Here is a 12,394-nt window from a genome sequence, read left to right on the forward strand (position 1 = left end):
GCTCAGAGCGTTTGTGGTTTGGACTGTTGATTAGATAAAAAGAATAAAGCGACCCAGATCAAGGCAAATCCGAGAATCTGCGGGATAGTGACCAGCTGTTGGAACACAATCCAGTTGATGATTACTCCCGTCATAGGAAAGCTGAGTTCAGCCAATGTGGCGAAAGAAGCTTTGGTCGTGCTAAGTCCTTTGTAATACAACAACATACTAAGAAGTCCTGGCAGCAAAGCTTGCAGCAATAGATTAACCGCAATAGCTGCCGATGCACCAAACCCGCCATGAATCTGCCACGGGGCACCTTCTAGCGTAGTGATAACGAAAAGTAAAGGAAGCGCAAGGATAAACCGCAGCGAAGTCACTGTCTCATATTTCATAGAACCGAGCAGATAACGTCCCATGACTGTCGATCCCCCCCACAGTGCAGCTGCTCCCAAGGCCATCAGACTGCTAACCCCAATAAAGTTATTCACATGTCCGAAAGGGATACTCCAGCCAAAGGTCAGCAGATAGGTTCCTACCAGCGCCAACACAATGAGTGGTCCGAAATTTTTTGGCAAACGTTCTTTAAGAATTAAAGCAGCGAGACCGATAGCGAATATTGGCTGAAGCTTTTGCAGTAACAGCACCGCATTCAAATCCCCACTGGAAAGTGCCATCGTAAATAGGATCGTCGCCCCGGCAGAGCCTCCCCATGAAACAATCAATAAAGCACCAATCTGGCGAAATCCAATTCCTTTAAGCTCCGCCCGGTGACGCCAAAGAACAGGTGAAGCAGCCAAGAAAAGCACCACATGCTCCAGAAGAACAATTTGCGAGGAGGTTAAGGATTTTAACAGGATGATACGAAAGAGCGGATCAACGCCCCATAATGCTGCACCAATCACAACGAGCCAAAATCCACTGCGTAGCGCTGATGTACTGCCAACCTTAGTTGATGATGAAGCTGTGACATTACTCATAATTTCCTTCTCCTTGTCGATACAAACCCTCGATAAGAGACCAAAAACCCCCGAATTACCAAAAAGGTAAACTCGGGGGCATTATCAATAAAGACGTACAAGGATAGACTCCTAGCGTCTTTATCTTATGATCCTCTCCCATCCGGACTTTACCGTCGGCTCTGGATTTACACCAGATCAGTCACTTCTCTGCAAGCAGAACAAGTGAGTCGCGGGCTCAGTTCGCTTTGAACATTACCGCCGGTCGGGAATTTCACCCTACCCCGAGAATCTTGTATTCCGTTGTTTTTTTCACAATCTCAGAATAAACCTCTTCTTGCCATTCGTCCAGTACTTTATGAAAATGTACACATTACTTTCATGTTTCGCAGCATTTTATTACATGTTTGTTCGTAATTGTTCTACTGCTTCATCCAAAAAACTTCTGTATAATGAAATTATGTTGATTTTTCCATAGTTTAGTAATCATGTCGAGGAGGTTGTTATGAAAGAAGCATTCTGGACGAAATTATTGTTCTCCATTTTTGCCGTTGGAGGAATAGCTTTTTTAGGATTCATAGGTGCTATAATTACTGCGCTTTACGGAGGACTGCTGTTTTATACCCCACTTGTGGCGATCTTAGCGATCGTATTAGCCATCTATGTTGTACTCATCATATTTAATGTATTGTCCCGAAGAACAAGCAATATTGTATTGTTATCTATCCTCGGACTTAGTCTGCTCGCGACCGCAGGATATGAGATCAAGCAAGCGTACGTCAACAGAATTGCCATGGTCGATGATCGGGAGGTTAATCTGCTACAGTATGAACCCTTTGCTGAGAAGACCAAAGCAGTGAATCTGGACGAGCCTTCTTCCTATCATATCGATAGCGATCTCCCAAGATTGGACGGCGCAACCGCACTTTATCCACTGTATTCAGCTTTCGTTCAATCTACTTATCCTGAGGGTTATTATAATCCGTATGATTTTCAAACAAGTCAAGTAATTTGCAGCAGCACGCCTGAAGCTTACAAGAGATTAATTGAAGGAGAAACCGATATTATATTTGTAGCGGCTCCGTCAATTGCACAACAAAAAGAAGCTAAAAGAAAAGGTGTCGAACTGAAGCTAACGCCGATCGGCCGCGAGGCCTTCGTATTTTTTGTAAACAAACGAAACGACGTAACCGGACTTTCCACCGCTCAACTTAAAGATATTTACGCAGGCAAGATCACAAATTGGAAAGATGTAGGCGGAGCTAATAACCGAATCCGTGCTTTTCAACGACCTGAAGATAGCGGAAGCCAAACGATGTTGCAAAAGTTTATGAAGGACACTCCACTCATGAAGCCGCCTCAAGAAGACGTAGCGGATATTATGAGCGGTATCATTCAACAAACCTCCAGCTATCGCAACTATAAAAATGCACTGGGCTACAGCTTCTTATTTTACGCCTCAGAAATGAATCGAAACGGGGAAATAGCCCTGCTGGCCATCGATGGTATCCAACCAGACAAGGAAAGTATTCGTAGTGGACAGTACCCTTTGGCAACAGAATTTTATGCAGTGACCGCGGGAAGCGACAACCCTAATATTCAGTCCTTTCTGGATTGGATTCAATCTGCTCAAGGTCAGAAATTGGTAGAGAAAACAGGTTATACATCGTTAAAATAAAATCTCTTTAGCAAATGAGAGCTATCCCAAATGTTTGGGAAGGCTCTTTTCTAATTTTATACCGAAAATTTTCCTTTTTATCTGTTGTAGAGCGCAACTTTTGGAAACTATTGTCGTTTATACTTTATACGAGCCTTAAACGGCATCAAAGGAAGAAAAAGTAAGAATTGCTAGAGACCAATAAACGGGGATGGTAGGGATTGCAGATGAAAAAGTTTGGTTTTTTGGCGTTACTGCTGCTTTTGTTGGTGCTGGTTCATCCAGGAACTGGTTATGCCGGCTCTGCGGAAACACACATCAACCTAGATGGCAACGATCTTAAGATTTCAAAAGAAGCACAGGTACAAATTGTAAATGGCAGTGTAATGGTTCCTCTTCGTGTTGTTGCGGAACAGCTTGGTTATACCGTGAAATGGGATAATGTGACCAAGACGGCGATCATTGAGCAAAAGGGAACTACTTTAAAGCTGATCGTGGATAATACGATGGCAGAAGCTTCAGGGAAACAAGTCAAACTGGACAATCCTCCGTTTCTCAGTGGCAGCACAACCCTTGTTCCTTTAAGATTTGTTGGGGAACAGACAGGAACTACTGTCGGTTGGGACAATGTAACCAAAACCGTATATTTAACCTCTCCAGTACCTGAGATTGGGGGAAGCGATCCGGAAATTACGGTTCCACAACCCACTCCAACAGCACCTTCAGACAACGGATCAAACGGGAATACAGCAAATGAAGGGAATAGCTCAGTAGCTACAGTCACCAATCTAAGCTTCATCGATAACCAGCTGGTTATTGCAGTGAACGGCAGTATAAAACCTACCGTGTTCACTATGACAGACAAAGACCGAATTGTCGTGGATTTACCGAATACTGGCTTTGGAACCGAGTTCCATCAGAATCTGTCCGTAGGAAAGAACCAAAGCGGACAGTTAACGGTTACTGACTATCCTAATGTCTCTGCCGTTCGCTATTCATTATTCAGCAGTTCCCCATCTACCATTCGGATCGTAATTGATCTAAACAGCGCTAATAGCTACAGTCTGATAAATGCTAATGATGGACTTATTATTGTGGATCTTAATGGGACTAGCGTTACGCTTCCTGAAACCACCTTACCAGAAGTACCGGTTATAACTCCTCCACTTTCTACCGGCAACACAGACAAGAAGATAATCGTCATCGATGCAGGACATGGTGGGAAAGATCCAGGGAGTTCAAGTGTTAACAAGCTTAAAGAGAAAGATTTCACCTTACCGACAGCACTGAAAATTGCAGAATTACTAAAGAAAGAACCAAATATCGAGGTTATACTCACGCGCAGTGGCGATACATACCCAACTCTACAGGACAGATCTAACCTCGCCAACAATGTAAAAGCCGATCTATTTATCTCTGTTCATGCCAATAGTATTCCGGCGGGCAGTAAAAGTAACCCTAGTGGCACAGAGACCTATTACACACGCAATGATAGCTTATTATTCGCTCAAACCGTTCACAAATACCTCGCAGTTGCTACAGGACTGCAGGACCGAGGGGTTCGTCAAGCTAACTATCATGTAACAAGAGAAACCAAAATGCCAGCAATATTATTAGAATGTGGTTACTTAAGCAATACCAAGGATGAAGCATTGCTGTTTACCCCGGACATCCAAAATAAAATAGCCGAAGCAGTAGTTTTAGGAATCAAAGAATATTTAGGTCGTTAAAAAAATGGGTGTCCCATTAGCCGTTTAGGCTGATAGGACACCCATCTTTTATTCAGTAGCAGTGTTCCAAACACTCATTCGTTCCCGCAGATTCGAGGTATGCAGCTCTAGCTGTATACCATCTGGATCTAGAAAATTGACCGTCCAGCCTATTCCCCGTTTGATTGGTCCTCTAATTATGGGCACATTCTGGGTTTGCAATCCTTGGACGGCTTCCTCAAAATGTTCCTCTGCAATACTAAAAGCGATGTGATCTACCCCAACCCCTTTATCTGCAATCGCCATATAATCAGGCTTTTCAAGAAGACATATCCAGGCACTTCCCCATTCCAGATAAGCATCAGTTTTACCTCTATGAACTAGCTGAAGGCCCAGAATTCCTGTGTAGAAATTCAGGGAATTTGCTAAATTACTGACATTTACGGTCACATGGTTAAAGCCTTCTACCTGCATCTTTATTCAGCCTCTCAATCTTCTTAAGCCAGCATAGTGACAATTCTTTTGCGTTTCTCTGACTCAGGATCATAAGCTACATGCGTATCTTCATCAAAGATCAAGGTAGCCCGTTCCTCCAGATTATATTTCGGCCATAACCTCGCAGCTGTAGCCGGATTTCCTTGATGAGCGAAAGCAATCCAAGCGTCATGCATAACTTCAGCCAACTTCTGCATCGTTGGATTAATTTCTGCCCTAAGATGGGTTAGATGAGATAGATTATTAAAGGCATAAACGATTTCTGCACTATGCACAGCTTTATTTAACAAAGGATGACCTGGGATCGTGCCGTCAAAACGGTACATCCAGACTGGTGCATAATTCAATTGGTTTTCCGCCAGAGACACCGAGGTTGCCCAGAAGTAAAGATCCGTTAGAATTTCAGCTTGTCCCTCCCAGGTGGAAGAATAATGGTTAGCAATTTCCTTCAGACTCCCAGTACCCATCATCTGCTCCAGCGCCTTGAGTGATTCGTCAAAGTCTGCCTCAGGTGATTCTTCTCTGAAGAACAAGTTGCCCTCATCACGATTGGTTCCGATCAATAGCGGAATACCATGTGCCGATCCTTCTGCCACAGCCTGTGCAGGTTCTACAGGAAGTATATCCCCATCAATGACAGGCTGAAATAACATGCCAATTGAGCCACCCGTTAACTTTTTAGTCATTCTTGCGGCTGCATCGATAATTTGTTCAGAAGAAAATGTTTGCAGAAGACTGGCATCTCCATCTGGGGCAATCCCTAATTCAGCTAGCAGTGCAGCTGCAATGTACTTTCCTTGCTCGTTAGGCAGCGTCTGAGCAGCCCCACTTTGCATAATCGCGCCAGCGAACAACCCCTTCGCTGCTGGCATAGCCAAAAGGGCTGCGATACTCATACTCCCTGCTGACTCTCCGAATACAGTTACCCGCTGCGGGTCCCCGCCAAAAGCAGCAATATTCAGTTTTACCCATTCCAGCGCAGCAATTTGATCCAATAATCCTTGATTAGAAGCAAGCCCATGGCCAAATGGAGACAAATTCATGAATCCAAATGGACCCAGCCGATAGTTAATGGTCACTAAAATTACTTTGCCTCGCTCAGCGAAGCTTGTGCCGTCAAACTGCGGCTGACTTCCAGCCCCGGTCACAAACGTCCCCCCGTGAATCCAGAACATAACAGGCAGGGGCTCATCATGAACTGCTGGCGCCCAAATATTTAAATACAGACAATCCTCGGAATGAAGCGGCGTCTTGCCACCGAACCGAGTACCTCTCGTATCCGCTGGCTGATGACTAACTGGACCAAATTCAGAAGCATCTCTAATCCCATCCCAGGCCTCTGGTGGCTGTGGTGCACGAAACCGAAGTTCTCCAACAGGTGGGGCTGCAAAAGGGATCCCGCGCCAAATGTTCACGTCCCCCTCCTGTATTCCTTGAAGCTTACCGTAAGAGGTTACTGCTATTGGTCCTCCCATTACATTTCACCCTTCCACATTATTCCTTATTCTCTTCAATCTGTTTATATAAGCCGGATCGAAACCGGAACCATTCAAAAAGATGTGTAAATACCACCTTAAGTACCGCATAACCCGGAACTGCAAGGATAATCCCCAGAATCCCAAACATTTTACCTGCGAATATAATTACAAAAATAATGGTTATCGGATGAATCTTCAACGTCTTGCCCATGATCTGTGGTGAGATGAATTTTCCTTCAATCAGCTGAACAGCTGTCCACACGATAATCATCTTCAGCAGCATAAATGGAGAAGTGACCATCGCCACAATTAGGGCAGGTGTAATCGCGATTGCCGGGCCCAGATAAGGAACAACTGCTGTACAAGCAGCAGCAATAGCCAGAACGAGAGAGTACTCCAAACCAATGATTAAATAACCAATATAGAGCAGCAGACCAATACAGCAGCTGACTATAATTTGCCCGCGTATGTAAGAGGATACCTGACTGTTCATCTCCGACATGACCATACGAGTCTGCGGCTGCAGAGAAGTAGGTACAAACTTCAGAATATAATCCGGCAATTTTTTCCCATCGCGAAGCAAGTAGAACAAAATAAATGGCGTCGTTACAACCGCCAAGACAATCTCTGTAAGGGCTCCTACAAAGCTGCCAACACCCGTCAAGGCATTATTCAGAAAAGAACTGCCCCACGCTGTTATCTTAGATGTTATCTCACTAAGGTTCGTTCCGATACTGTCTTGAACTTGCCCAAAGAACTCCGTTCCGGTCAGATCCATAAACCGTTCTTGAATTAATTCACTATACCTTGGAAAATTGTCGATCAATCCTGATAGCTGAGTCCGTATAATTGGAATGACCATAAACAAAACCAGCGTGATGATACCAGCAATCAACAAATATAGGATGATTATTGCATATACACGTTTTATTCGGGATCTTTTCTCCATCCGATCTACCAACGGATTCAGCAAATAATAAGCTATACCTGCCAGTAATAATGGTGCGGCCACGGTGTGCAGCAATACTGATATCGGCTTAAAAATAAACGGTATTTTGGAGAATACCAGAATATTAATTCCAACCAGCAGCATAATGAGCAGCACTACTACAAATTTATTATTCAGAAAAAATTTTTTGAACTTCTCTGGCCACACCTGCAGCCTCTCCATCGTACCCTCTCCCCTATAAACCATCATATATACTGTGTTATTTCATTCACTTTTTAATAGCATAGTCAACGTTAGCCCTGCAAGTCAAATTTGATGTCCTTAATTAAGCACACAGTCCTATTACGAGTCTGGTCATGATCCGATTCAATCATAATCCTCCCCTGTTTATAAATAAATAACCCTGCACGAGATATTCCTCTGTACAGGGTTAGAACTGCAGTTAAAAGGTACTCCCAAGCCTTGCTATTTTTTCTTTTTCCCTTTAGCGTCCTTTTCATTTGAAGCAATCAATTGTCCATCATAGGTGTATAACACGTGACCTTCAAGCTTCTCCCCCTGCAAATGTTTCCGCACTAATGATTTCGCCAGCTTAGGTGTAATCTCTTTGTACCACACACCTTCGGGATAAGCGATCACCACACAAGCATCTGAACATCTTCCATTACAACGGGTCACAGTCGTATGTATAAGACTTTGTGCGCCCTGCTTCTCAATCTCATCTTCTATCGCTTCAGCTACCTCTTCACCTTTGTGTTTCTTGCAGCTGCTACCGTTACATATTAATAAGTGACTTACAGTTCCTTGTAAATTCCAGGTCGTCATGGATGACTTCAACCCCTTCCTATCAGCTAACCCTATTCCGTTCGTGGATTATTTTAAACACTATCATAAGCATCATTATAGTCAATAGTAAGAAAGACTGTTATACTATAAATGAGAATGATTATCAATGAAAAGAAGGGAATTACTACATGCAGATCCAATCCGACGGGATGCCTTATTCATCCCATCCTTTTTATATGCCCCTTCGGGTCATCAGCTTATCGGGAAGAACCAACTACACAACCCCAAACATCCCTTCTACTAATTCCAGCCTTATGATGATCTGGGATGGGAAAGGTTTTCTTGAAATAGACGGTAAGCTACACAAGGTCATGGCCGGAAGCTTAATTGCCCTTAGTAGTTCTTCTTTATTGAAGATGGAACCCGAATTACAGTTAAAGGGGATATGGATTGAGTATTCCTGTATACCCCAGAGTAAAGATGAGGACATTTTTATTAATGACAACTACCCAGTCCACCATGCCTCCACACGTTTGACAGCCTTGGCAGGAGAGCTTTACAGTGCCTGGATAGACGCTGATAAGCAAAAGCCGTTTAGAGTCCAGCAGCTATTCACCCAGTTCCTCGTGGAGCTTCATAGTGAACTGTCATCCCGAAAAGAACGATCAAGCAGTTGGGTGGAACAAGTCACTGAATATATAGAAGCTCATTACAATGAAGATATCACACGGGATCAAATGGCTGCTTTAGCTGAAGTGAGCCCTGAGCACTTTTCGCGAGCCTTTCGCAAATCAATAGGTCTATCCTTCAGTGCTTATATTACACTCCTAAGAATCCGTAAAGCCCAGCAACGAATCCTGACCAGTTCCCCCAATCTGACAACACTGGCACATGAGGTTGGTTACGAAGAGGGAACTTATTTGAGCCGAAAATTCAAGCAGCTTGTTGGCGTTTCACCTACAGCCTACCAGAATAAGAATAAACGGGTCGTTGCCCTGAACTATAATCACACCGCTAGCCTGCGAGTACTGGAAATCATGCCTCAACTCGGGGTTTATTCCGAATGGCAACATAGCTTGGAACAAGTTCCCGCTTCCAAACAGCTTCAAATGAGCGAGGGCAAATTTTCATTACTCTATGACTCAGTAGCTGCGGTAAAGCCAGATGTCATTATCGGCTACAGTCTACCCGACAATAAGATTCTGACTCCTGTTGCTCCGGTTATTGAGCTGCCCTTTATGCAAATGAGTTGGCGAGAGCAATTTGCTCTGATTGCCGAGGTTGTGAATCGACGACAGCGTGCTGAACAGTGGCTAAGTCATTATGACAGTCTTTGTCTTACTGCCAACGGGTTATTAAACCATGCAATAGGAATGGAGAGAGGTACAGCTATCGTGTGGGAGGTTAGCTCCCGATCCGCCTACTGTTTCAGTAGCAGCTTCGGCAGAGGTTGCCAAATTTTATACGGTGATCTTGGCTTCAAGCCCCCCTCCGTAATTATTGAAAAAGGGATCACCGATTCCGGATATTTAGAGGCATCCATTGAGGATATCGTATCGTTTCCTGCTGACCATATTATTATCACCAGCATCCCTTCATCATCTGAGGGAAGACAACGTTTTACTCGCCTACTACATTCTAAAGCTTGGAAGCAATTAGATGCAGTACGTAACGGACGGGTATATATTCTGAACCAAGGTGATATGTTCTACGGATTTGACCCACTGTCCTCACAGGCACAGCTTCAAGAATTGCTACGGGTAATGACATCATAAATTTGCATAAGCTGAGATCATATCCGTCCATAGTAAATACCCGGTGAAGCTTGTAAAGTTCTTATTGAGAATGATAATCAATATACATAGGAGGAACAACAAATTGCATAATCCAGGAAAAAATAGCACCAAACAATCCCATTGGCTTCTTTTTCCCCTCATGCTGGCATTAATTCTAGTCATATCAGCTTGCGGGAATTCCAATAACTCTGAGGGGAATACAGGCAGTAACACCAGCAACACATCATCGGCTACTACAGCACCTACCGAAACTAGTCAACCAACAGAAACAACGGAAACGGCTGCTCTTAAAAAGGTCACTACTATAAATGGTGATATTGAAATCCCTGTTCAACCTAAAAGGATTGTCGCTGAGGAATATCTGGGCAGTCTGATTGCGCTAGATACCATCCCTGTTGGTGCTCCCGGATTAACACTGGAGAATATGTATTTTAAGGAGGCACTTACTGGAGTTGCAGACACTGGAACTTACGGCAAAATGTCACCTGAAAAAATCATCGCACTTAATCCTGATTTGATTATTTCTGGACAAGCTGAAAGCTATGAAGCACTAAGCAAAATTGCTCCAACCATCGTTGTGCCATATGGTGATCTGAAAGATGCTCATGCCGAATTAACCTATTTTGGAGAACTCCTTGGTAAAGAAGAGGAAGCCAAAAGCTGGCTTGCAGATTACGACAAACGGATAGCTGAAGCTAAAGCCAAAGTAGACAAAGTACTCCCTGCAGATGCAACGTTTTCCATCATGGAAGACGGCGGCAAATCCATTTGGGCCTATGGCGATAACTTTGGCCGAGGCGGACAGCCTGTCTATCAGGCGCTGGGTCGCAAGCCCCCTACAGCTGTGGCCGCAGAAATTATGGAGAAGCAATGGGCGGAAATCTCTACAGAGGCACTCGCTAAATACGCAGGAGACTATATTATCTTAACTTCCAATAACCGTACAGAAGCTGAATACAAAGCTGATCCAATCTGGAGTAGCCTACCCGCTGTAAAAAATGGCCATCTCTATGTATGGAAAGAAGAACGTTCCTGGTACTATGATCCAATTGCCGTGTTATCCCAGACCGAAGAGCTGGCTGCTTGGCTTACACAATAAAATGCGCTTAAATTAGAATCCCCTACTGCTTCCAACAACGTTGGAGCAGTAGGGGATTTGTTATGTCTTTTGACTACAAAAACACTCAAGAGGTAATAATACATTTAGCCTAAGGTTAATCTAGCAAATGGAGTTGATCATTATGAAATTACTATCACTATATTTCATGCTTGCTTTTATGGGGTTGCTGATGGCAGTAATCATCGACCTTTTATCAGGAGAAACCCTCACCGCTTCAATGCGGACGATCTATGACTCCTTTGCAGCTACAAGCATACAGGAATCAATAACTATGCTCGTTTTTATCTCCTTACCTTTTGTTAATACAATTACATCCTCTATCCGAAATAGAAGCAATAAATCCATCAAATAAAATAAACTAACCTATGCTTCCTAATTTTCTGCGGATGTAATGAACGATAAACAAGAGAATAGGTACAGCGGCACAGAAATACGGCAAAATATATTTCAGAAATATCCTTCCTTCGTCCATATGTATCGGATAATTCGCTGAACTAATAAAAGCCCCGAACAAAACAACAATACCAACGGGAACAGCGAGCTTCCTGCTGTCTTGCACCTTGAATAGATCTGCAGTGACTACCATTGCAGCATAGCAATATACTGACATTTTAAAAAATACTCCAATGATTAAGGTTAAGAGCACAAGCGCGTCCAAACGTTGAATGAAATTGGCCAGGTTTACTAACGTTATCGTAGTGAACATCGGAAAATTGGCTCTACTGTAGATTTCTGTTCCTAGAACGGATATTTCGATGGCATGGGTAAAACTGAGTAATAATCCGCATAAAGTCATTGCGATGATTCCGGTTCTTTTTGCTACCTTGGTTTTTTTGATATGAGGTAAAATCGTAGTGAAACATACCATCTCCCCGAACGGAAATAGCCATATATTCAGATAGGCTGATTTTAATGCATTCTTCCAATCCGAGGCCTGTAACGGAAACAAGTTATCTAGTTTTACAAGTCCGGCGGCAATAACCAAAAAGCAACTGGTCAAGCCCAACAATATTATAATCAGCATATAAATCTCAGCCGCCCGCGCAAACACCTCAATCCCCTTATTTAAGATGTAAATTACCGCAACAACCATCATTGCATAAATGATGAACACGGGTGTTCTGTCGTAAGAAGCAGCTATTAACAACTCACCTGATTCATGCAGATTTCGGGAGCCATTGAAGAGAAGGATTGGAATGTATGTTAAGCTTAACGGCCAGCCTATAACATTGCCCAGTATCTTTCTTGTATACCCGCTAATAATCATGCCCGGATATTGCCGGTATAAATAAACATAAATTAAATACAAAAGAAGTCCACCGGGCAAAGCTAACAGAATAGCAATCCAGACAGCATGGCCACTTTCAAGTCCAATCGGTACCACAAGGGCCGTTCCCAATTCAAACAAAAAAATCAAAGCAAATAATTGACTCGCGCTGATGGTTTCTTTTTTCATAAAGTGGCCT

11 protein-coding genes and 1 riboswitch are annotated in these 12,394 nt (G+C 43.4%); of the genes, 5 read left to right on the forward strand and 6 right to left on the reverse strand.

Annotation, left to right across the window (positions count from 1 at the left end):
- Positions 1 to 2: 2 nt before the first annotated feature.
- Positions 3 to 959: a DMT family transporter gene (locus MHI15_RS04295; RefSeq protein WP_076104422.1), complete on the reverse strand. Its 957-nt coding sequence runs from the start codon at positions 957 to 959 to the stop codon at positions 3 to 5.
- Between the two features lie 126 nt (positions 960 to 1,085).
- Positions 1,086 to 1,234: riboswitch (FMN riboswitch) on the reverse strand.
- A gap of 209 nt (positions 1,235 to 1,443) precedes the next feature.
- Between MHI15_RS04295 and MHI15_RS04300 the strand changes: the two genes are divergently transcribed.
- The gene (locus MHI15_RS04300) at positions 1,444 to 2,616 is read left to right on the forward strand and encodes a PstS family phosphate ABC transporter substrate-binding protein (RefSeq protein WP_341164147.1); all 1,173 of its coding nucleotides are present in this window, start codon (positions 1,444 to 1,446) and stop codon (positions 2,614 to 2,616) included.
- Positions 2,617 to 2,822: 206 nt separating this feature from the next.
- A complete protein-coding gene (locus tag MHI15_RS04305) occupies positions 2,823 to 4,325 on the forward strand; it encodes an N-acetylmuramoyl-L-alanine amidase family protein (RefSeq protein ID WP_341164509.1) in 1,503 nt (500 codons plus the stop codon).
- Positions 4,326 to 4,373: 48 nt separating this feature from the next.
- Here MHI15_RS04305 and MHI15_RS04310 read toward each other — a convergent pair whose 3' ends face one another.
- The 4 genes from MHI15_RS04310 to MHI15_RS04325 all read right to left on the reverse strand — a co-directional run bounded on the left by MHI15_RS04310 (position 4,374) and on the right by MHI15_RS04325 (position 8,051).
- Complete coding sequence (locus tag MHI15_RS04310) at positions 4,374 to 4,778, reverse strand: VOC family protein (protein WP_076192264.1); 405 nt, start codon at positions 4,776 to 4,778, stop codon at positions 4,374 to 4,376.
- Positions 4,779 to 4,801: 23 nt separating this feature from the next.
- On the reverse strand, positions 4,802 to 6,274 hold the full coding sequence (locus MHI15_RS04315) for a carboxylesterase/lipase family protein (RefSeq protein WP_341164148.1): 1,473 nt from the start codon (positions 6,272 to 6,274) through the stop codon (positions 4,802 to 4,804).
- Between the two features lie 19 nt (positions 6,275 to 6,293).
- The gene (locus MHI15_RS04320; RefSeq protein ID WP_076127413.1) at positions 6,294 to 7,448 is read right to left on the reverse strand and encodes an AI-2E family transporter; all 1,155 of its coding nucleotides are present in this window, start codon (positions 7,446 to 7,448) and stop codon (positions 6,294 to 6,296) included.
- A 243-nt stretch (positions 7,449 to 7,691) separates the two neighbouring features.
- Complete coding sequence (locus tag MHI15_RS04325) at positions 7,692 to 8,051, reverse strand: (2Fe-2S) ferredoxin domain-containing protein (protein WP_076127411.1); 360 nt, start codon at positions 8,049 to 8,051, stop codon at positions 7,692 to 7,694.
- 149 nt (positions 8,052 to 8,200) lie between these two features.
- Between MHI15_RS04325 and MHI15_RS04330 the strand changes: the two genes are divergently transcribed.
- The 3 genes from MHI15_RS04330 (at position 8,201) to MHI15_RS04340 (ending at position 11,280) form a co-directional block, all read left to right on the forward strand.
- Positions 8,201 to 9,787, forward strand: a complete 1,587-nt coding sequence (locus MHI15_RS04330; RefSeq protein WP_341164149.1) for an AraC family transcriptional regulator — start codon at positions 8,201 to 8,203, stop codon at positions 9,785 to 9,787.
- A 160-nt stretch (positions 9,788 to 9,947) separates the two neighbouring features.
- Positions 9,948 to 10,907 (forward strand): ABC transporter substrate-binding protein, encoded by a 960-nt coding sequence (locus tag MHI15_RS04335; protein ID WP_256717201.1) that lies wholly within the window; start codon positions 9,948 to 9,950, stop codon positions 10,905 to 10,907.
- A 142-nt stretch (positions 10,908 to 11,049) separates the two neighbouring features.
- The gene (locus MHI15_RS04340; protein WP_076127617.1) at positions 11,050 to 11,280 is read left to right on the forward strand and encodes a hypothetical protein; all 231 of its coding nucleotides are present in this window, start codon (positions 11,050 to 11,052) and stop codon (positions 11,278 to 11,280) included.
- 6 nt (positions 11,281 to 11,286) lie between these two features.
- Here the strand turns inward: MHI15_RS04340 and MHI15_RS04345 are convergent, their stop codons facing one another.
- Entirely contained in the window at positions 11,287 to 12,384 is a 1,098-nt protein-coding gene (locus tag MHI15_RS04345) for a GerAB/ArcD/ProY family transporter (RefSeq protein ID WP_076127405.1), read from the reverse strand.
- Between the last annotated feature and the right edge of the window lie 10 nt (positions 12,385 to 12,394).

It is taken from the genome of Paenibacillus sp. FSL H7-0918 (assembly GCF_038007025.1).
Classification (GTDB): Bacteria; Bacillota; Bacilli; order Paenibacillales; family Paenibacillaceae; genus Paenibacillus_AQ; species Paenibacillus_AQ odorifer.